General features: G+C 70.6%; 17 protein-coding genes and 1 pseudogene. 15 read left to right on the forward strand and 3 right to left on the reverse strand.

All coding sequences use genetic code 11. The features are described from left to right. Positions 1-84 precede the first annotated feature (84 nt). Positions 85-1086: an ATP-binding protein gene (locus ACSMXV_RS23245; protein ID WP_473173241.1), complete on the reverse strand. Its 1002-nt coding sequence runs from the start codon at positions 1084-1086 to the stop codon at positions 85-87. Positions 1087-1229: 143 nt separating this feature from the next. On the opposite strand from ACSMXV_RS23245, the gene ACSMXV_RS23250 reads away from it, so the two are divergent. Further along, the gene (locus ACSMXV_RS23250) at positions 1230-2054 is read left to right on the forward strand and encodes a Fic family protein (RefSeq protein WP_473173242.1); all 825 of its coding nucleotides are present in this window, start codon (positions 1230-1232) and stop codon (positions 2052-2054) included. A 403-nt stretch (positions 2055-2457) separates the two neighbouring features. Here ACSMXV_RS23250 and ACSMXV_RS23255 read toward each other — a convergent pair whose 3' ends face one another. Next, a complete protein-coding gene (locus ACSMXV_RS23255) occupies positions 2458-3291 on the reverse strand; it encodes an HAD family hydrolase (protein WP_473173243.1) in 834 nt (277 codons plus the stop codon). A 559-nt stretch (positions 3292-3850) separates the two neighbouring features. Between ACSMXV_RS23255 and ssd the strand changes: the two genes are divergently transcribed. The 7 genes from ssd (at position 3851) to ACSMXV_RS23290 (ending at position 9203) form a co-directional block, all read left to right on the forward strand. After that, positions 3851-4966 carry a septum site-determining protein Ssd gene (ssd, locus tag ACSMXV_RS23260; RefSeq protein ID WP_473173244.1) on the forward strand — a complete coding sequence of 372 codons (1116 nt, stop codon included), beginning with the start codon at positions 3851-3853 and terminating at the stop codon, positions 4964-4966. Continuing rightward, positions 4963-6171 (forward strand): TadA family conjugal transfer-associated ATPase, encoded by a 1209-nt coding sequence (locus tag ACSMXV_RS23265; RefSeq protein WP_473173245.1) that lies wholly within the window; start codon positions 4963-4965, stop codon positions 6169-6171. Before ssd ends, ACSMXV_RS23265 begins: the two co-directional genes overlap by 4 nt. 23 nt (positions 6172-6194) lie before the next feature. Continuing rightward, positions 6195-7031 (forward strand): type II secretion system F family protein, encoded by an 837-nt coding sequence (locus ACSMXV_RS23270; RefSeq protein ID WP_473179040.1) that lies wholly within the window; start codon positions 6195-6197, stop codon positions 7029-7031. After that, on the forward strand, positions 7028-7801 hold the full coding sequence (locus ACSMXV_RS23275; protein WP_473173246.1) for a type II secretion system F family protein: 774 nt from the start codon (positions 7028-7030) through the stop codon (positions 7799-7801). Before ACSMXV_RS23270 ends, ACSMXV_RS23275 begins: the two co-directional genes overlap by 4 nt. Before the next feature lie 100 nt (positions 7802-7901). Beyond that, entirely contained in the window at positions 7902-8123 is a 222-nt protein-coding gene (locus ACSMXV_RS23280; RefSeq protein WP_473173247.1) for a DUF4244 domain-containing protein, read from the forward strand. A 169-nt stretch (positions 8124-8292) separates the two neighbouring features. Then, the gene (locus tag ACSMXV_RS23285) at positions 8293-8661 is read left to right on the forward strand and encodes a TadE family type IV pilus minor pilin (RefSeq protein WP_473173248.1); all 369 of its coding nucleotides are present in this window, start codon (positions 8293-8295) and stop codon (positions 8659-8661) included. Further along, positions 8661-9203 carry an Rv3654c family TadE-like protein gene (locus ACSMXV_RS23290; RefSeq protein WP_473173249.1) on the forward strand — a complete coding sequence of 181 codons (543 nt, stop codon included), beginning with the start codon at positions 8661-8663 and terminating at the stop codon, positions 9201-9203. Before ACSMXV_RS23285 ends, ACSMXV_RS23290 begins: the two co-directional genes overlap by 1 nt. On the opposite strand, the pseudogene ACSMXV_RS23295 reads toward ACSMXV_RS23290, so the two are convergent. After that, positions 9134-11658: pseudogene (locus tag ACSMXV_RS23295) on the reverse strand (DEAD/DEAH box helicase). The gene ACSMXV_RS23290 and the pseudogene ACSMXV_RS23295 sit on opposite strands and share 70 nt — an antisense overlap. A gap of 81 nt (positions 11659-11739) precedes the next feature. On the opposite strand from ACSMXV_RS23295, the gene bldG reads away from it, so the two are divergent. The 7 genes from bldG (at position 11740) to ACSMXV_RS23330 (ending at position 20912) form a co-directional block, all read left to right on the forward strand. Next, entirely contained in the window at positions 11740-12081 is a 342-nt protein-coding gene (gene bldG / locus ACSMXV_RS23300; RefSeq protein WP_010986038.1) for an anti-sigma factor antagonist BldG, read from the forward strand. Between the two features lie 100 nt (positions 12082-12181). After that, positions 12182-12619 carry an ATP-binding protein gene (locus tag ACSMXV_RS23305; protein WP_181656013.1) on the forward strand — a complete coding sequence of 146 codons (438 nt, stop codon included), beginning with the start codon at positions 12182-12184 and terminating at the stop codon, positions 12617-12619. 290 nt (positions 12620-12909) lie between these two features. Beyond that, positions 12910-15315, forward strand: a complete 2406-nt coding sequence (locus tag ACSMXV_RS23310; protein WP_473173250.1) for a sodium-translocating pyrophosphatase — start codon at positions 12910-12912, stop codon at positions 15313-15315. A gap of 193 nt (positions 15316-15508) precedes the next feature. Beyond that, entirely contained in the window at positions 15509-16090 is a 582-nt protein-coding gene (locus ACSMXV_RS23315) for a small secreted protein (RefSeq protein WP_473173251.1), read from the forward strand. A gap of 258 nt (positions 16091-16348) precedes the next feature. Further along, positions 16349-17908, forward strand: a complete 1560-nt coding sequence (locus ACSMXV_RS23320) for a DUF7059 domain-containing protein (protein ID WP_473173252.1) — start codon at positions 16349-16351, stop codon at positions 17906-17908. Positions 17909-18099: 191 nt separating this feature from the next. Then, positions 18100-20406 (forward strand): serine/threonine-protein kinase, encoded by a 2307-nt coding sequence (locus tag ACSMXV_RS23325; protein ID WP_473173253.1) that lies wholly within the window; start codon positions 18100-18102, stop codon positions 20404-20406. Positions 20407-20714: 308 nt separating this feature from the next. Further along, positions 20715-20912 carry a hypothetical protein gene (locus ACSMXV_RS23330; protein ID WP_181656008.1) on the forward strand — a complete coding sequence of 66 codons (198 nt, stop codon included), beginning with the start codon at positions 20715-20717 and terminating at the stop codon, positions 20910-20912. Positions 20913-21096 lie beyond the last annotated feature (184 nt).

The following is a 21096-nucleotide window of genomic DNA, read 5'->3' on the forward strand; positions in this document are numbered from 1 at the left end:
GGGTCGAGGGCATGTCGCGGGTCGTTCGGGGAGGCGCCGGCGACTGGCCGGGCTGCTGCCGACGACGCGACGGCAGCCCGGCGGTCATGCCGGCTGAGGGGCACTGACCTCCGAGCCGTCGAGGCTCTCCCGCAGCACAAAGCCGGGGTCCACCTGCGACGCCAGATCCTCGCCCGTCCGCGCGTTGCCCCAGCTCTGCGCGTTCTTCAGGTGGAAGTGCACCATCTGGCGCGTATAGCGGTCCCAGTCACGGACGTCGTACGTCGCGTCTGCGGCCGTCCGAAGGGCTTGCAGGGCGCGGTGGTTGACGTCCTCCAGGAGCTCGAACCGGGGCGGGCGGCCCTTCTCCATGGCGCGCACCCAGTCCGAGTGCCCGACCGTAACCAGCAGGTCCTCTCCCACCTCCGCTCGCAGAAAGTCGATGTCGTCCTGCCCCTGCACCTTGTTGCCGACGACTTTCAGCACCACGCCGAAGTCCCGCGCGTACTCCTTGTACTGGCGGTAGACGGACACTCCCTTACGGGTCGGCTCGGCCACCAGGAAGGTCATGTCGAAGCGGGTGAACATGCCGGACGCGAAGGAGTCCGAGCCTGCCGTCATGTCGACGACCACGTACTCGCCGCGGCCGTCCACCAGATGGTTCAGGCACAGTTCCACCGCGCCCGTCTTCGAGTGATAGCAGGCGACGCCGAGGTCGGCTTCGGTGAAGGGGCCGGTGACCATCAAACGGGCGGCGGCGCCGTCGAGTTCCACGGGGCGGGCGCACGCCTCGTAGACCGGATTGTCCTCGCACACCCGCAACAGCCGGGAACCCTCGCCGGGTGGTGTCGTCTTGATCATCGTCTCAGCGGAGGAGATCCGCGGGTTGGTGCCGCGCAGATAGTCCTTGATCAGCGGCAGCCGGTCGCCCATCGCGGGCAGCGCGGCGGCCTCCGCCTCCTCGAGACCTAGAGCGGCGCCCAGGTGCTGGTTGATGTCCGCGTCGACGGCGAGCACCGGAGCGCCGGTGGCGGCGAGATGACGGATGAAGAGGGAAGACAGTGTGGTCTTGCCACTGCCGCCCTTCCCTACGAAAGCGATCTTCATGTTCGCCAAGCGTAATGGCGTGATCTCGGAGCGTGGCAACACGGCATGAGGAAAGACCACCCCTTCGTGGGCGAAGGCGGTGTGGCGAGAAGCTCATCGGAGCAGTGGTCGTGGGAGATCGTCCGACGCGTAATGTCGTACTCATGAGTATGAAAGGTGCGCCCGCCGACCCGCTCGCGGCCCTGAGCTCCCTGCCCGGTGTCGCCGACTCCGTGGACTCGGTGCGCAGGGCGGTGGACCGGGTCTACGGCCACAGGATCATGCGGCGCCGCAGCAGTGAGATCACCTCTGAGGCGGCGCTGCGTGGCGCACGCGGATCCGCGGCGCTGTCGGGCGCCGACTGGGCGCTCGAGGAAGTACGCCGGCGCACCGACTTCAGCGGCGACGACGAGGCGCGCACCGTCGGCGCGGCCCTGCGGCTGACCGCCGAGGCGGGTCAACTGCTCTCCATCTGGCGGCAGTCGCCGCTCCGGGTGCTGGCGCGCCTCCATCTGGTGGCGGCCGCCGGGCGGTCCGAGGAGGTGGGACGCCCCCGGCGGGACGGCGAACCGGTCGACGAACCGCTGATCGACCTTCCGCTGCCCGGCGCGGACGAGGTGGCCGCCCGCCTGGACGGCCTGTCGCAGTTGATCATCGCGGGCAGCCAGGCCCCGGCGCTGGTGACCGCTGCCGTGGTGCACGGTGAGCTGCTGGCGCTGCGACCCTTCGGCTCGCACAACGGGCTGGTCGCGCGCGCGGCCGAGCGCATCGTGCTGATCGGCAGCGGCCTCGACCCGAAGTCCGTCTGCCCGGCCGAGGTCGGCCACGCGGAGCAGGGACGGGTGGCCTATGCGGCCGCGCTCGAGGGCTATGCGTCCGGTACGCCGGACGGGATGGCGGCCTGGATCGCCCACTGCGGGCGGGCAGTTGAGCTGGGCGTCAGGGAGTCGACGGCCGTCTGTGAGGCGCTCCAGCGCGGAGCGGCGTAAAGCGGGCGGGTCCCGGGCAGGGCTGCGGCGGTACGAGGATTCGTACCGCCGCTGGCATGTTCACCGCGTTACCAAGCGTCCTCGATATCTGCCCATCAGGCCGGGGACTCTGCCCGTCGCCTGGTGCGGCTGGCCCGTAATCGACGGGTCGACGTCGCGTGGGTGCCCGGTGTTCATGCATCGGTCCGTGGGCCTTCGTTGCGTTAAAGGTGATCCTTTCGGATATTGCCTTGGTCTCGCGGGCCGTTGAGTCCTTTGTACTCCAGGGTCAAGGGCAAGCGGAAGTGCTGGCTGAACTTCTTTTACTTTTAGGTTCAAACAAGGGTGATTCGGACGCTGTGCGCGGCGTCTGCGCTGGTGGCGGGGCGGGCGCGGCAGAGGTGCCCCGCGCCGGGTCTGAGGGTCATGCCGTCGTGGTGCGGCGGCGGCTCGCGTACCAGACGAGACCCGCGGTTGCAGCGGCGGCGCCGACGGCGGCCACGGCGACCAGTGCCGGGCGCGGGGGCACCTTGAACGCGGGGATCCGCTGCTTGAGCCGGACAGGTCGATGGAAGTCGAGAATCGGCCACTGGCGCGAGACGGCCTCGCGGCGCAGTGCGCGGTCGGGGTTGACCGCATATGGATGACCGACGGACTCCAGCATGGGCACGTCGGTCATCGAGTCGCTGTACGCATAACATCGCGCGAGGTCGTACCCCTCCGACGCCGCCAGCTCCTTGATCGCTTCCGCCTTGGTGGGTCCGTACGCGTAGTACTCCACCTCTCCCGTGAAGCAGCCGTCATCGCCGACGACCATCCGTGTCGCCACGACCCGGTCCGCCCCGAGCAGTTCCCCGATGGGCTCGACGACCTCCGCGCCCGAGGTGGAGACGATCACGACGTCGCGGCCGGCGGTGTGGTGCTCCTCGATGAGCGAGGCGGCCTCGTCGTAGATGATCGGGTCGATCAGGTCGTGCAGGGTCTCGGCGACGATCTCCTTCACCTGCTGCACGTTCCACCCTCGGCACAGCGCCGACAGATACTCGCGCATGCGCTCCATCTGATCGTGGTCGGCCCCGCCCGCCAGGAAGACGAACTGGGCATACGCGGTGCGCAGTACGGCCCGGCGGTTGATCAGCCCGCCTTGGTAGAACGACTTGCTGAAGGTGAGCGTGCTCGACTTCGCAATGACCGTCTTGTCCAGGTCGAAGAAGGCAGCTGCGCGAGGCGACGAGTGGTTTTCCACGTGCCAGAGCATAGGGGCCCACCATTCGGCGTAAGGTGTGGCGCGTGGGTTTGCCTGAGAGGGCTCTCGGGTACACCATGGAAGTCACGGATCGTTCGCGACCGTGCTAACCCGGTCCGACTCCTCCCCCCCCGAGTCGGCCGTGGGGACGACCCCCGCTCTCCCCCCCGGCGGGGGTCGTCGCATGTCCGGACGCATTTCGTCCCCTCTTCTCCGATCATCGAGCCCTCCCTGTGGCTTCAGCGGTGCTGCCGTCCGACTGTCTCAACTGGTTACTCTGTGTAGTGGTTGCGCTGCTCTGTGGAAGTTCCGGCGATGTCACCGGTATGGGTGAGGGGGATATTCACAACCACAGGCTTGTCCACAGTTATTGACCAAGATCCACACGATTTCCGGGATCGCTGCACGGTGATTCCGCTCGTCCCGCTCGCGGAGTTCAAGACCCGGCTCGCTTTCGCCGGTTCCTGCGGCCGCTTCCAGTCGCCACTTCTGTTTGGCGAATTGGCAGCCGGTCCTCCGTGCTCGCGGGTTCACGGGCGCATGACGTGTACAGCGAGAGGGGCTGGGGATCGTGGCGGGAGCCATCGCATACGACCGGTCGCCGGCCGCCGACAGGCGGCAGGGCGCACCGCTGATCGTCACGGAGGACGTGGAGTTGCTGGACGACCTGCTGCGGCTGTGTGCCGCGGCAGGGGCGAGACCCGAGGTGCACCACGGGGTGCCCGAGCAGCGAGGCGACTGGGAAGCGGCGCCCCTCGTGCTGGTCGGGGACGATGCCGCCGTCCGGGTGAGGGGCGCTGTCCGCAGACGGGGAGTGGTACTGGTCGGTCACGACCAGGACGACCCGGACGTGTGGCAGCGGGCCGTGGAGATCGGCGCCGACCATGTGCTGCGGCTCCCCGACGGTGAGCAGTGGCTGGTGGACCGGATCGCCGACGTGGCCGAGGGCGCGGGATTGCCCGCGCTCACAGTCGGGGTGATCGGCGGGCGCGGAGGCGCGGGGGCTTCCACGCTCGCGTGTGCGCTCGCGGTGACGTCGGCACGGGAGGGGCGCCGCACCTTGCTCGTGGACGCCGACCCGCTGGGCGGCGGCCTCGACGTACTGCTGGGTGGTGAGACCGCCGACGGGCTGCGCTGGCCCGCGTTCGCGGAGTCACGCGGGCGGGTCGGCGGCTCGGCCCTCGAGGAGTCGCTGCCCGAGCTGCATGCGCTGCGGGTCCTCAGCTGGGACCGGGGCGATTCGGTGGTCGTGCCGCCGGAGGCCGTGCGCGCGGTCCTCGCCGCCGCGCGCCGGCGGGGCGGCTCGGTGGTCGTGGATCTGCCGCGCCGGGTGGACGACGGGACCGCCGAGGTCCTCGCTCAGCTGGACCTGGGGCTGCTGGTGGTGCCACCTGAACTTCGCGCGGTGGCCGCGGCGAGACGGGTCGCGTCGGTGGTGGGCATGGTGCTGCAGGATCTGCGGGTCGTGGTGGGTGCCGGGCGTGGCAGCGGTGGGCTCGGCGGGCTCCCCGCGGAGGAGGTCGCGCGGCTCCTGGGGCTGCCGCTGGCGGGAGAACTCCCGGTAGAGCCCGGCCTGTTGGCGGCTCAGGCGAGCGGTACGCCGCCCGGGGCGGCCGCGCGCGGTCCGCTGGCGCGGTTCTGCAGCGCCTTCTGGGAGCGGGTGCCCGCTGAAGGAGGGGGCGTATGAGCCGCCGGCCCATCGCGGTGGCAGGTGGCCCCGGACACGCGGGGCAGGCCGGAAGGGGTGCCGGGCTGCTGGACGGAGTGCGGCAGTGGCTCGCCGAAAGTGGTTCCGACCCGACCCCGGCCCGGGTGGCCCAGGCGTTGAGGGAGCAGGGCAGGGTGCTCGGCGACGCCGAAGTACTGGGCGCAGCCGAACAGTTGCGTTCCGAGCTGGTCGGCACGGGGCCCCTGGAGCCGCTGCTCGCCGACCCGCGGGTGACCGACGTCCTGGTCTCCGCGCCCGACCGGGTGTGGGTGGACCGAGGGGGCGGCCTGGAGCTCACCGGTGTGTCCTTCCCGGACGCGGCGGCGGTACGACGCCTTGCCCAGCGTCTGGCGGCCGTGGCCGGGCGGCGGCTCGACGACGCACGGCCCTGGGTGGACGCCCGGCTTCCGGACGGGACGCGACTGCACGCGGTGCTGCCGCCGGTCGCCGTGGGCTCGACCTGTCTGTCTCTGCGGGTCGTGCGGCCGCGTGCCTTCACCCTGGACGAGCTGGTGGCGGCGGGCACGGTGCCGCCCGGCGGAGAGCGGGTGCTGCGAGCGCTGCTCGAGGCGAGGCTGTCGTTCCTGATCAGCGGCGGTACGGGCTCGGGCAAGACCACTCTGCTGAGTGCCCTGCTCGGACTGGTCGGACCGGGCCAGCGGATCGTACTCGCCGAGGACTCCGCGGAGCTGCGGCCCGACCATCCTCATGTGGTGCGCCTGGAGACCAGGCCCGCCAACCAAGAGGGTGCGGGGCTCGTCACGCTCGAGGACTTGGTGCGCCAGGCCCTGCGGATGCGGCCCGACCGGCTGGTCGTCGGCGAGGTGCGGGGCGCGGAGGTCGTCGATCTGCTTGCTGCGCTCAACACGGGTCACGAAGGAGGCTGTGGCACCGTCCATGCCAATGCCGCGGGCGATGTGCCGGCGCGACTGGAGGCACTGGGCACTGCGGCCGGTCTCGACCGGGCGGCGCTGCACAGCCAGTTGGCGGCCGCGCTGTCTGTGGTGCTCCATCTTGTCCGCGATCGCGACGGACGGCGGCGTATCGCAGAGGTGCACGTGCTGGAGCGGGAGGCCTCCGGGCTTGTGGTGACGGTGCCCGCTCTGCGCTGGGGCGCGGACGCGTTCCGGTACGAGCGCGGCTGGCAGCGGCTACGGGAACTGCTCGGGGGTGGGGCGCTGTGACAGCGATTGTGCCCTCAGCGCCGATGTGCGCGGCGATGGTGTGCGCGGGAGCGGCGGCCTGGGTGATGGCCGGGCGTGACCGAGTGGTGCGACGTGCTCGGCGGCTGCTGGCGGAGGGTGGGCCCACAGGACCCGTCCGGTCGCCATGGGGTTGGGCGAGTGCCTGGTGCCGCGCTCGGCTGCGGCCCGAATGGTGGTGCCTTATGGCCGGGGTGACCGTCGCGCTCATCGGGGAGTCCTTGGTGCCGCTTGTCGTGGGGTCAGTGGGTGTGCCCCTTGCCGGGCGGGCGCTGCGTGCCCGTACGGCACGACAGCTGAGCGAGAAACGGGCCGACGCGGTGATCGCGCTGTGCGGAGCGCTCGCCGGAGAAGTGCGCGCGGGGCGGCAGCCCGCCGAGGCGCTGCTCGTGGCGGCCCGCGATTCCGGTGGGCTCGGCGGGGCCCGGGCGGCAGTGGTAGCAGCAGCCCGGTTCGGCGGGGACGTTCCGGGGGCGCTGGGAGAGTCCGCGCGGGAGCCGGGGGCCGAAGGTCTGCGAGGGCTCGCGGCGTGCTGGCGGGTCGCTGTGGACAGAGGGGCCGGCCTCGCCGCCGGGCTGGACCGGCTGGAGAGCGCACTGCGTGCGGAGCGCGATCAAAGGGCGGACCTGAGAGCCCAATTGGCGGGAGCTCGCTCAACGGCCGTACTGCTCGCGGCGCTTCCCCTCCTTGGCCTGCTTCTCGGTACGGCACTGGGCGCCGACCCGCTGCGGGTGCTGCTGCACACCGGGCCGGGGCTCGGCTGCCTGCTCGTGGGCGGGGTGCTGGAGGGGGCGGGGTTGTGGTGGGCACTGAGGATCGTACGAGGGGCGGAGCGGCAGTGAACGTTGTCCACAGGCTGGGGGCGGCGGTGTGCGTCGCGGTGACTGTGCTGTCGCTGGTGCACCTACTGAGTTCCGGGCGGCGTGAACGGACGGTGCGGCGCCGGCTGAGTGCACTGCTGGGCACGGTGCGCCGGGCGGCTCCTGCCAGAGAAGCGCGAGTGCGGCATGCGGTACGGAGATGGGCGCCGGTGGTGGGCGCGGCGTGTGCCGGATATGCGCTGGTGGGCGGTGTTGTGGGCTGCCTCGTCGGGGCGGTCGCCGGGTACGGCGCCTTGCGCTGGCGGCGGACAGGTGCGCCGGCACCGGACGTCGATGCGGATGCCGCGGCACGGCAACTGCCGCTCGCCGCCGATCTGCTGGCGGCATGCATCGCGGCTGGCGCCGACCCCGTCAGGGCCGCGCAGGCGGTTGGCGGATCGCTGGGCGGTCCGGTGGGCGAGCGGCTGGCGTGGGGCGCGGCCGAGGTGCGGCTCGGCGGCGAACCTGCCGAGGCATGGCGGCGGCTGGCCGCGATACCGGGGGCCGAGGCGCTGGCCCGGCTGCTGGAGCGGGCCGGAGAGTCGGGTGCACCGGCGGCCGTACCGGTCGCACGGCTGGCCACGGAGGCCAGGGCCGAGTGGGGGCGTACGGCCATGGCCAAGGCGCGCCGCGCCGGGGTGCTGATCACAGCTCCCGTCGGGCTGTGCTTTCTGCCCGCGTTCATCGCCGTCGGGGTCGTCCCGGTGCTGATCGGGCTGGCGGGTGGCGTGCTGGGCGGGGGTGGTGGCTGAGAGGGGGGCGTGAGTCCGGGCACCGGACCGTGCAACGCAGGGCCCGTCGCACGAGCGGGCCTCAAGTACCGAATTCCATTGGATCTTTCTGGGGGTTGAGATGTGTGAAGTGATGCGGGCACGCGTGCGTGGCCTGTTGCGCAAGGTTCGTACGGCGTCCGCGGAGCGGCCGAGGGACGCGGGGATGGTCACCTCTGAGTACGCGATGGGCCTGATCGCGGCAGTGGGGTTCGCCTCCCTGCTCTACAAGGTGCTGACGAGTGGGCAGGTGAAGGCCGCGCTGCAGGGCATCGTGGAGAAGGCGCTCGATGTCCAGTTCTGATGAGGCGTGGCCGACAAAGGATTGGCACCAGCCGCATGCGGCCGGCGACGAGACGCACGCGGGCAGGAGTGAGACGCGTGCGGGCGAGGGTGTGACGCATGCGGGCGGGCCTGAGATCCATGCGGGCGATGTGACGCATGCGGGTGGGGGCGAGAGGGATGTGACCCCTGTGAGGCGCTCGGTCCGGCGGCCTCGGGACCAGGGCTTCGCGACGGCCGAGGCGGCGGTGGTGCTTCCCTCTCTGGTGCTGTTCGCGATGGGACTGGTGTGGGCGCTGCTGGCCGCGTCCGCCCAGATCCAGTGTGTGGACGCCGCGCGGGCCGGGGCTCGTGCCGCCGCCCGCCAGGATCCGCAGAAGGTAGCTGTGGCGGCGGCGGAGCAGGCCGCACCGGACGGGGCACGGGTCACCGTGCGGCGGGACGGTGACCTGGTCCGGGTGGAGGTCACAGCGGACTCACCGGGCCTCGGGGCACTGTCCCTGCGCCTGCGGCACGAGGCCGTGGCGCTGGCGGAGGAGACGGTGGGGGTGAGTGGCTGATGAGGCGCTCCCGGTACAGGCGCCGGTGCGAGCGGCACGGCTGGACAACCCGCTGGTCGCAGGCTCGCGCGTCGGACCGGGGCTCCGCCACCGTCTGGGTCGTCGGGGCGGTCGCGGTGCTGTGCCTGGTGTTCGGTGCCGTGCTCACCATGGGCCAGGCCGTGATCGCTCGTCATGAGGCGGGTGGAGCAGCCGACCTTGCCGCACTTGCGGCGGCGGACCACTGGATGGAGGGGGGTATGCCCGCGTGCGCCCGGGCGGAACGGGTGGCAGAGGCACAGGGCGCTCGGCTCGTGCGATGCACTGTTTCCGGCGAGATCTCGGACGTAACGGCGGCGGCCGGCCTCGGTCCGTGGACGGCGGAGGTCAGATCACGGGCGGGACCGTCGGGACCGGTTGCTCCGGGACCGCCGCCCCCGGCCCCCGAGCAGGCTTCACTCCCGGTGGCGGGGCCGGGCCCGGAGGCGGAGGCTCAGGTCTCGGTGCGCTCCGCGGCCTTCACAGGACCGGGTGCCTCGTCCTCGTCCTCGGGAGCCCCTTGAAGCAGCACGGTCAGGAGGCGCACGGCTCCGCGCTTGTGCAAGGGATCGTTGCCGTTGCCGCACTTCGGGGACTGGATGCACGACGGGCAGCCCGCGTCGCACTCGCAGGATGCGATGGCTTGGCGGGTGGCGGTGAGCCACTCCCGAGCGGTGTGGAAGGCGCGCTCCGCGAAGCCGGCGCCGCCCGGGTGGCCGTCGTAAACGAAAACGGTGGGGAGCAGGGTGTCCGGGTGCAGCGGGATGGAGACGCCGCCGATGTCCCAGCGGTCGCAGGTCGCGAAGAGCGGCAGCATGCCGATCGACGCGTGTTCCGCGGCGTGGAGAGCACCGCCGAGCTGTTCGGGGTTGACCCTCGCGGCGTCGACCTGGTCCTCGGTGACCGTCCACCACACGGCGCGCGTGCGGAGCGTACGAGGAGGGAGGTCGAGTCTGGTCTCGCCCAGCACCTCGCCAGTGATGAGTTTGCGACGCAGAAAGGAGACGACCTGGTTGGTGACTTCGACGGAGCCGTAGCACAGACGTGCCTCGCCCCACGGGACCTCGACGTCGGTCTCCAGTACGGAGATCGAGGTGGTGTCGCGGGCCACAGTCGAATAGGGCGGATCGGCCTCCTCGACCAGGGCGACCGAGTCCTCCAGGTCCAGTTGCCGCACCAGATACGTGCGGCCCTGGTGCAGGTGGACCGCACCGTCGTGGACGGTGGCGTGCGCGGCGGAGGCGTCGACGGTGCCGAGCAGCCGGCCGGTCGCCGCCTCCACGATCTGCACCGGACGGCCGCCCCCGCCGCGGATGTCGGTCAGGTCCGCGGCCCGTTCCCTGCGGGTCCAGTGCCAGGCCTTGGCACGTCGGCGCAGCAGCTTCGCGGCCTCCAGCTGCGGCAGCAGATCGGCGGTGGCCGGACCGAAGAGGGGAAGGTCGTCGTCTGTGAGGGGAAGCTCGGCCGCCGCGGCGCACAGGTGCGGGGCCAGGACGTACGGGTTGTCCGGGTCCAGGACCGTGGACTCCACCGGTTTCTGGAACAGGGCCTCGGGGTGGTGGACGAGATAGGTGTCCAGCGGGTCGTCCCGGGCGACAAGCACGGCCAGTGCGCCCTGCCCGGAGCGACCGGCGCGGCCTGCCTGCTGCCACAGCGAGGCTCGCGTCCCCGGATAGCCGGCGATGAGGACGGCGTCCAGCCCGGAGACGTCGACTCCGAGCTCGAGGGCGGTGGTCGCGGCCAGACCGAGGAGGTCCCCGGAGTGGAGGGCGCGCTCAAGGGCGCGGCGCTCCTCGGGCAGGTAGCCGCCCCGGTAGGCCGCAACGCGCTGGGCGAGCGAGCGGTCGCCGGGAGTCTCGGCTGCTGACGTCAGTCCGGCCAGCCGCTCCTGGGCGATCACGGAGATCAGCTCGGCCCCCCGGCGGGACCGTACGAAGGCGACCGTGCGCACGCCCTGCGTGACCAGGTCGGTCAGGAGGTCGGCGGTCTCGGCGGTGGCCGTGCGTCGCACGGGCGCGCCCTTCTCGCCGTGGAGCTCGGTGAGCGGTGGCTCCCAGAGGGCGAAGACGAGCTCTCCGCGGGGAGAGGCGTCGTCGGCAATCTCGCGTACGGGGAGTCCGGTGAGGCGCTGGGCGGCCACCGCGGGTTCGGCGGCGGTGGCGGAGGCCATGAGGAAGACCGGTTCGGAGCCGTAGCGGGCGCACAGGCGGCGCAGGCGGCGCACTACCTGGGCGACGTGGGAGCCGAAGACACCGCGGTAGGTGTGGCACTCGTCGATGACGACATAGCGCAGGGCACGCAGGAAGGAGGACCAGCGGGGGTGGGACGGGAGTATGCCGCGGTGCAGCATGTCGGGGTTGGTCAGGACGTAGTTGGCGTACTGGCGCACCCACTCGCGCTCCTCGACGGGGGTGTCGCCGTCGTAGGCCGCCGGCCGTACGGCGTTGCCCAGGGGCCGGGCGAGATCCTTCACGGCCCGGCACTGGTCGGCCGCGAGCGCCTTCGTGGGAGCGAGGTAGAGGGCGGTCGCGCCCCGCCCGTTGGGTGCGTCGGAGCCGTCGAGCAGGGTGCTGAGGACCGGCACGAGATAGGCGAGCGACTTGCCGGACGCGGTGCCGGTGGAGACGACCACGCACTCGCCGTCCAGGGCGTACTCCGCGGCGAGTGCCTGGTGGGACCAGGGGTGCTCGATACCGGCGGCCTGCACGGCCGCGAGGACCTCGGGGCGGATGCGGTCCGGCCAGACGGCATGGTGTCCCGCTCTTGGGGGCAAGTGCTCCGTATGAGTGATACGGGAAGCCCGGCTCGGGCCCGGGGCGAGCCGGTCCAGGACAGCACGAGGGGAGGGGCGCACCGTGGTGTCCCCCGTGCGTCGATCGGATCGGTGATTCTTGGCCATCGGCATCGAGTGTGTCACTGGCGTGACGGACAATGGCCTAAGGCGTCGTGCACGCCTGCCGGTAAGTGATTGAATGCCATCGCGGCTGGCGATCCGTCCCGGGGGCTCAAGCCGAGGTGTCCCTAGGGGCGACCGCTCGATAGCAAGGTGCTGGAGGATCCGTGGACCTGTCCCTGTCGACCCGTACCGTCGGCGATCGTACGGTCGTCGAGGTCGGTGGCGAAATTGATGTATATACCGCGCCCAAGCTGCGCGAGCAGCTGGTCGAGCTGGTGAACGACGGCAATTTCCACCTCGTCGTCGACATGGAGGGCGTGGACTTCCTCGACTCCACCGGGCTCGGCGTGCTGGTGGGCGGACTGAAGCGGGTGCGTGCCCATGAGGGCTCGCTGCGCCTGGTCTGCAACCAGGAGCGCATTCTGAAGATCTTCCGGATCACCGGCCTGACGAAGGTGTTCCCGATCCACACCTCAGTTGAGGAAGCGGTCGCGGCCACCGACTGAGCCGGTCTCCCCGGGCTCCGAACCGGGGTGCACAAGTAGGGAGACCGGGCCGCTGTGGCCCGGTCTTCCGAGAGCACGCCCATACGTCCGAGGGGGATGCATGGCCACCGTTGAACTCCGCTTCAGCGCGCTACCCGAGCATGTCAGGACCGCCCGACTGGTGGCGGCAGCAGTTGCGCGCAGGGCTGGGGTGGACGAGGCCGTTCTCGACGAGGTCAGGCTCGCTGTCGGCGAGGCCTGCAGCCGGGCCGTCGGGCTGCACCAGAGCGGCGGCGTCACCGCGCCGGTGCGGGTGGTGCTGACCGAGGAGGAGAAGCAGTTCTCCATCGAGGTCGGCGACGAGGTGCCGCATGCGGCTGCTTCTCACGGCGCGCCTGGCGCGGACGGTGTGGCAGCCGACGAGCTCGAGCCGGAAGAGGACGAGATGGGCCTCGCAGTCATCAGTGGTCTCGTGGACGATGTCGAGGTGAGGGCCGACGAGCACGGCGGCCTCATCCGCATGAGCTGGCCGACCGCGTCGGCGGCGGTGCTGCCGTGATCGCGTGCGCTGGTCGCTGACCCATCTACCCGCGCCTGGCGACGCACACATGTTCTGATCTTTTTCTCTTTCGGGCCCTGTTGAACAGGGCCTTTTTCATTTACCTAGATCATTCATCTGGCGTCAACGCTTTCAAGGCATTACTCCTTTTGGATGTCGCCGGCGTTGAGGGATCATTTGCTGAAGAGCACATGAAGTCCGATTCCGTTTGTCGCGCTCTGTTTTGATCAGGGCCTGCTACCTACAATCCGTCCACATCTTGAGCTCAGCCCAAGCGTCAAGGAGGACGAATGGCGGGGCTTTCTACCCCTCATCAGCTGGACCATCCCTCAACCTTCGCAGCCGCAGTTCTGACCGACGACAACCGCCTCATCGTGACCGTCATCGCGGCCGTCGCGCTCGCGGCTCTGGTGGTCGCCGGAGTGCTGGTGCGCCAGGTGCTCGCGGCAGGCGAGGGCACCGACAGCATGAAGAAGATCGCGGCGGCGGTGCAGGAAGGCGCGAATGCCTATCTGGCCCGGCAGCTGCGCACTCTCGCGGTATTCGCCGTCGTGGTGTTCTTCCTGCTCATGCTGCTGCCCGCGGACGACTGGAATCAGCGCGCCGGACGCTCGGTGTTCTTCCTGATCGGCGCGGCATTCTCGGCGGCCACCGGCTATATCGGCATGTGGCTCGCCGTACGGAGCAATGTGCGTGTGGCAGCCGCCGCGCGCGAAGCGACTCCCGCAGAAGGAGAACCCGAAAAGGATCTGACGGCCGTCTCGCACAAGGCCATGAAGATCGCGTTCCGTACAGGCGGCGTCGTCGGCATGTTCACGGTGGGGCTCGGTCTGCTCGGAGCCTCCTGTGTGGTGCTCGTGTACGCGGCCGATGCGCCGAAGGTCCTTGAGGGCTTCGGTCTCGGCGCCGCTCTGATCGCGATGTTCATGCGTGTCGGCGGCGGCATCTTCACCAAGGCCGCCGACGTCGGCGCCGACCTGGTCGGCAAGGTCGAGAAGGGCATTCCGGAGGACGACCCGCGTAATGCCGCGACCATCGCCGACAATGTGGGCGACAACGTCGGCGACTGCGCAGGTATGGCCGCGGACCTCTTCGAGTCGTACGCCGTGACACTGGTCGCCGCGCTGATCCTCGGCAAGGCGGCCTTCGGCGACGCAGGTCTCGCCTTCCCGCTGATCGTTCCCGCGATCGGCGTCGTGACGGCGATGATCGGCATCTTCGCTGTGGCGCCCCGCCGTGCGGACCGCAGCGGCATGTCCGCGATCAACCGCGGTTTCTTCATCTCCGCGCTGATCTCGCTGGCGCTGGTGGCCGCCGCGGTCTTCGTCTACCTGCCGTCTTCGTACGCCGACCTGAAGGGCGTCACCGACGCGGTGATCCAGGCCAAGAGCGGTGACCCGCGGATCCTCGCGCTGGTCGCCGTGGCGATCGGCATCGTCCTGGCCGCGCTGATCCAGCAGCTCACCGGCTACTTCACCGAGACCACCCGGCGACCCGTGCGGGACATCGGCAAGACCTCCCTCACCGGCCCGGCCACTGTCGTCCTCGCCGGTATCTCCGTGGGTCTCGAATCGGCGGTCTACACCGCACTGCTGATCGGCCTCGGCGTGTACGGGGCGTTCCTGCTCGGCGGTACGTCGATCATGCTGGCGCTCTTCGCGGTGGCGCTGGCCGGTACCGGTCTGCTCACCACGGTCGGCGTGATCGTCGCCATGGACACCTTCGGTCCGGTCTCCGACAACGCGCAGGGCATCGCCGAGATGTCCGGTGACGTCACGGGCTCGGGCGCTCAGGTGCTCACCGACCTGGATGCCGTGGGCAACACCACGAAGGCCATCACCAAGGGCATCGCCATCGCCACGGCCGTCCTCGCGGCGTCGGCGCTCTTCGGCTCGTACCGGGACGCGATCGTCACCGCCGCACAGGAGGTCGGCGAGAGCGTCACCGGCAGGGACGCGCCGATGAACCTGCTGATGGACATCTCGCAGCCCAACAACCTGGTCGGTCTGATCGCCGGTGCGGCCGTCGTCTTCCTCTTCTCCGGTCTCGCCATCAACGCGGTGTCGCGTTCGGCGGGCGCGGTGGTCTACGAGGTGCGGCGGCAGTTCCGCGAGCACCCCGGGATCATGGACTACACCGAGAAGCCGGAGTACGGGCGCGTGGTCGACATCTGCACCAAGGATGCGCTGCGCGAGCTCGCGACGCCGGGTCTGCTCGCTGTGATGGCGCCGATCGCGATCGGGTTCACGCTCGGTGTCGGCGCGCTCGGTGCGTATCTCGCGGGTGCGATCGGCACGGGCACGCTGATGGCGGTCTTCCTCGCCAACTCCGGGGGCGCCTGGGACAACGCGAAGAAGCTCGTCGAGGACGGTCACCACGGTGGCAAGGGCAGTGAGGCCCATGCCGCGACGGTGATCGGCGACACAGTCGGCGACCCCTTCAAGGACACCGCGGGACCGGCGATCAACCCGCTGCTGAAGGTGATGAACCTGGTGGCGCTCCTCATCGCGCCAGCGGTAGTCAAATTCAACTACGGCGACGATGCCAGTGTCGGTATCCGTGTCCTGATCGCGGCGCTGGCCATCGTGGTCATCGTCGGCGCGGTGTACGTCTCCAAGCGGCGCGGCATCGCCGTGAGTGACGAAGACAACGCCGAGCGGACGTCCAAGCCGGCCGACCCGGCGGTGGTTTCCTGACCCTTGGTCAGAAGGCCTGGTCAGACTGGGCTCGACGGGCGGGCGTGCGGCGCGCTAATGCGCGCTGCGCGCCCGCTTTCGTGCGCTCGTGAGCCTTCTCTCTCTTGGTGCAAATGGCTTCAATAGGGCCCATAGCGGACGTCCGACATGCGATAGTCGCCCACTTGGCGTGTAAGTTCCGGGGCCGAGAGCCATGGAAGGGACCAATCCGGTGAACAAGAAGCTCGCGGCCGCACTGTCCGGCGGTGCGGTACTGGTACTGGCGCTGTCGGGATGCAGTGGCGACAGCAACGAGGAGCTGGACTCCTGGGCCAAGTCGGTCTGCGACGCGGTGAAGCCGCAGGCGAAGGCGATCGAGGACGCCAACGCCGCGATCCAGAAGCAGACCTCGGACAACAGCACGCCGGAGGACGTCCAGAAGACCGACTCCCAGGCCTTCCAGGACATGTCTGACGCGTACAAGTCGATCGGCTCCGCCGTGGACAAGGCCGGTGCGCCGCCGGTCGACGGCGGCGAGAAGAAGCAGCAGAACGCCGTCGAGGAGCTCAAGAGCATTTCCGCGGCGTACGCGGACCTGAAGAAGAAGGTCGACGACCTCAACACCGAGGACCAGGCGAAGTTCGCCGACGGTCTCAAGGACATCGCGACCGAGCTGGACAAGCTCAGCAAGAGCGGCAACGACGCGCTGGAGAAGCTCGAGGAGGGCGACGTCGGCGAGGCCATGCAGCGGCAGGCGAGCTGCAAGTCTGCCTCGCCGGCGGCTACGCAGGGGTGACGGGCGCCGCCCTTTGGGGGCGGCTTCCGGCCGGGCCCGCCCCGACGCCCGGGTGTTCAATTCGTACGTCGCCGAGGCGACCGCCGTCGTGGTGCTGTGCCACTCTCCCCCAGCTACCTCCCCCAGACTCCGTCCGGGAGGTGCCCCCAGGGGGTGCCGGGTGCCCCCAGCCCTGCGGAACGCCTGCCCACAGCGGTGCGGACCTGCCTGCCCACAGCAAGGCAGGGCAGCGCGCCGTTCTGGGCTCTGGGCGACACAATGGGTCGCGTGAGTAGCGCCAGTCAGTCCTCCCTGTCCTCCCTGTCCTCCCTGCCCTCGTCCGGCCGGGCCGACGTCGCCGCCCGGCTGCGCGACGCCCTCCTGGCCGCCGACTTCACCGCCGACGGGCTTCTCGAACTGCTCGGCGCACCCGCGTACGCGGCGCTGGCGCGCAGCGAGACCGTCCCCGCCCTGCGCGCCACCCGAGGGGACACCCCGCTGGAAGCGCTCGTACGACTCTTTCTGCTGCAGCAACCCGTGCCGCACGCACGCGTGGCGGACGTTCTGCCGGTCGAGGAGTGCCTCGACAGCGGGTGGCTGGTCCGGGCGGGCGGCGACGAGGTCGCGGCGACGGTGGATGTGCGGCCGTACGGCGGACCTGACGGCGAGGACTGGTTCATCGTCTCGGACCTCGGGTGCGCGGTCGGGGGTGCCGGAGGCATCGGCAACCGCGACGAGGGCGTCGTGCTGGGCGTCGGCGGGGCGTCCACGACCCTGGCTGGGATCACGGTGCGCAGGTCCGTGGCATCGGCCCTGGACCTCGGCACCGGCTCCGGTATCCAGGCGCTGCACGCCGCCCAGCACGCGACCCGGGTGACCGCGACCGACCTCAACCCCCGCGCGCTGCACATCACACGGCTCACGCTCGCGCTGTCCGGGGCCCCGGAGGCGGATCTGCGTCAGGGCTCGCTCTTCGAGCCGGTGGCCGACGAGACGTACGACCTGATCGTGTCCAACCCGCCGTTCGTGATCTCGCCCCTCTCTCGCGAAGGGTCTCGGCTCACCTACCGGGACGGCGGGATGGGCGGGGACGATCTGTGCCGGACGCTCGTCCAGCAGGCGGGGGAGCGGCTGAACCGGGGCGGGTATGCGCAGTTCCTCGCCAACTGGCAGCACGTGGAGGGCGAGGAGTGGACCGACCGGCTGCGCTCCTGGGTGCCGCGCGGCTGCGACGCCTGGATCGTGCAGCGCGAGGTGCAGGACATCACGCAGTACGCGGAGCTGTGGCTGCGCGACGCGGGCGACCACCGCACGGACCCGGCCGAGTACGCCGCGCGGTACGACGCGTGGCTCGACGAGTTCGAGGCCCGCAAGACGAAGTCCGTCGGGTTCGGATGGATCACGCTGCACAGGACGGACTCGGCGGAGCCCTCCATCACGGTGGAGGAGTGGCCGCACCCGGTCGAACAGCCGCTCGGCGAGACCGTGCTCAGGCACTTCGAGCGCCAGGACTATCTGCGGACGCACGACGACGCGGCGCTGCTCACCTCGCACTTCGCGCTCGCCGCCGAGGTCGTGCAGGAGCAGGTCGGGCTACCCGGAGCCGAGGACCCCGAGCATGTGGTGCTGCGTCAGCACCGTGGGATGCGCCGGGCGACAAAGGTCGACACGGTCGGCGCCGGATTCGCGGGCGTGTGCGACGGCACGCTGAGCGCCGGACGGATCCTTGATGCGATCGCACAACTGGTCGGCGAGGACCCTGTGTTGCTGCGCGACCGGACGCCCGCTCAGATCCGGCTGCTGATCGAGCAGGGCTTCCTGGAGCCCACGGTTCCGTAGGTGTTCCCCTGCGCCTCCCCGCCGTAGCGCGCGGTTGCCTGTGGGGTCGGACATGGCTACTGGGGCTCAGGGGGCCGATATGACGGGATTGATCCGCAAAAGGCCTCCTGTCAGTGGTGTCTGCGAAGCTACCTTCGAGAGACCAGCTTCACGCGTCCTCGGGGGAGGCGCGCTGTCTCGGGGGAGGCGCCATGGCGGGGGAGACGCCGGATCACGGTGAAGACAGGGTCATCAACGGTCGTTACCGGCTGTTGAGGACGCTGGGCGCGGGCGGCATGGGGCGCGTCTGGCTCGCGTATGACGGGGAGTTGGCCTGCGAGGTCTCCATGAAGGAGATCGCCATGCCGGATGTGCCGATGGAAGCCTCCGAGCCCGCCGATGGGGTCTCCCCTGCTCGAGCGGAGCCGAGAGCTCGGGAAAGGATCGCGCGGGCGCGGAGCGAGGCCCGGCACGCGGCCCGGTTGCGCGGCCATCCACATGTGGCGACGGTGCACGACGTGCTGCTGCACGAGGGGCTGCCGTGGATCGTCATGGAGTATGTGCCGGACGCGGTCGATCTCCAGGAGCTCGTGCGCCGGTCGGGGCCGCGGTCGCCCGAGCAGACGGCCCGGATCGGGCTAGCGGTGCTGGACGCGCTCACCGCCGGGCACCGCATCGGCATCCTGCACCGGGATGTGAAACCGGCCAACATCCTTCTGGCGCCGGACGCTTCGGGCGATCCGCACGCGCGTGTGCTGCTCACGGACTACGGCATCGCGCTGCAGCCGGAGTCGAGGGAGCCCCGGCTGACCTCGACCGCGGGGATCCTCGGAACTCCCGGTTTTCTGGCACCCGAGCGGGCCCGAGGCGAGCCGCCGACGCCCGCGGCCGACCTCTTCTCACTGGGTGCCACGCTGTACCAGGCCGTGGAGGGCCGAGGCCCCTTCGACCGCAGCGACGAGTACTCGACGCTGACCGCCCTGCTCACCGAGGACCCCAACCCGCCGCAACGCGCCGGTGAACTCGCTCCCGTGCTGAACGGGTTGCTCATCAAGGACCCGGTGCGGCGGTCGGCGCCCGAGGCCGTGGCCCGTGGTCTGGAACGGGTCCTTCAGGGGCCGTCGGGTGGCTTCTTCGGGCCTCCGCCGGTGGTCACGCAGGTGCCGGGGCCGGCGTCCGGACCGGGCGGATGGGCATCCGGATCGACGCCGGACGGCTCCGGCCATCCGGCAGGGCACGCGTCGGGGTACGGATCCGGACCGGGAACTCCGGTTACGCCTGGGGCCATGGGCGCCGGCACTCCGCATACGCCGCGGTCCGCCCAGGCCCCGCAGACGCCGCACACACCGCAGACCCCGGCGTCCGGACCGAGCACACCGGCCGGGTCGCAGGCGGGAACGCCCCTGGGCACACCGTTCGGCTCACCGGCGCTCGCACAGGGCGGTGCCCCCGGGTACGACGGATGGAACCCCTACGCGGTCGGGTCCGGGGCCTCCGGCCCGACACATTCCGGTTCCGGTTCTCCTTATTCAGGGGCTCCGGGAGCTCACTTCGGAGGGCCCGGACAGACCGGTGGTCCGGGCGGTCCGGGGCCGGGCGGGCCAGATGGGCCGCGTCGCCGACTGCCCGCCGCGGCCCTCGTGGCGATCGTGGTCGCCGTGGTGCTCGCCGTCGGCGGCGGCACCTGGGCCGCGGTCTCGCTCGTGGGAGACGGGAGCGGCGACGGCAAGAAGAACTCGGCGGGTAAGAAGTCGGCGTCACCAACTGCCACGCCATCGCCGACACCGACAGGCCCCGTTTACCCGTACGGAGAAAAGGCGGGACTGACCAAGCGGTTGCAGGTCGGAGACTGCGTGAACGCGGTCTGGTCGGGCGAGCCGTTCAAGTCCGTGCCCAACCTCGGCGTCGTCGACTGCGCGGAGGACGTTCCTGACGGGCAGGTCGTGGCCGTCGACATATCCAAGGACTACGACGAGGCCGTCAACGAGGGCGCGAGGCGCTGCGATCAGCAGACCGAGGAGATAGCGACGGCCCTCCCCGACGCGGGCTCCTACGCCCTGACGCCGGCGAAGGACCGGTTCCAGGCGAGCGGTGGCGGTACGCCATGTCTCGTACTGGGGCGCCACGTCCCGATCGGTGGCGAGGTGGGGAACTTCCGCGACTCGGGCACGGACCTGTGGGTCAGCCAGATGAGCATCGGCGACTGCTGGAACTACATCGAGGAGGAGGACACTTACCGGGCGCCGCTCGTCGACTGCGCCAAGCCGCACACCGACCAGGTCATCGGGATGGTCCCGGCCCCGGAGAACATGGCGCACAAGAAGGCCCTCGACAACGCGAACAAGCTCTGCAAGAACACATTCGAGTCGACCTGGGCGTCTGGCGCCGAGCTCGTCGTGTACGGCTGGATCGCAGGCGAGGACGACTGGGAGGAGGGGTTCACCAAGGTCGTGTGCACGGTAGGCAGGGCCGACGGTGAAAAGACGAGCGGGAAGATACCGGCGCCGGGCTCGGCCTGAGCCGGCCTGACGCGGCCCGAGCCGGTGGGAGCGATGTGGGCAGGCCGGCACGGTCTGAGGTCTGAGCGGGCCGGTCTCGGCGTGGGCCGCAGGCGGCGTCCCGCTCACCGGTTGCAGGCCTCTCGCTGACCGGTTGCAGGTCACCTGGCGGGTGCGCGCCGGCACCTCCGAGTGCGCGCCGCGATGCCGTCTGCTGTTCACCTCGGGTTCGTGCCGCGGCTTCCCGGCTGTGCCAGCCTCCCGCCCGGACCTGGTCGGTCCGGGGCAGCTCCCGGGGAGCCAACGAGCAGCGGCGGAGGGCAGAGCGCATGGAGAGCGGGCCGGCGATCTTCGCGGGGACGGTGTTCGTGCTGTTCGGAGCCGCCCTCCTGGTGTGGACGGGGGCGCGGGTGCTGCATCGGGCACCCGTGGCACAGGGTGTGAACCCGGTCGCATCTGCGACGCTTGCGACCGTCGCCGGAGCAGGCGCGCTGCTGCTCGGGATCTGGTGCTTCGCAGGGCTGTGACGTCGGCGGCGGCCATGTCGCCGGGCATCGCGCCGCTCGGTGCGCGGGTCTGCCCGAAAAGACCAGGTCGCCACTCCGTGCGGCAGGAATACCGGTACTCGGGTTACCGTTCGAGTGGCCGTTGTGGGCTTTTCCCGTTTGACACGGGGGCGGGATGTACCGTCACACTCCGCAGCGTCACCCT

The sequence above is a fragment of the Streptomyces sp. DSM 42067 genome, from assembly GCF_055792885.1.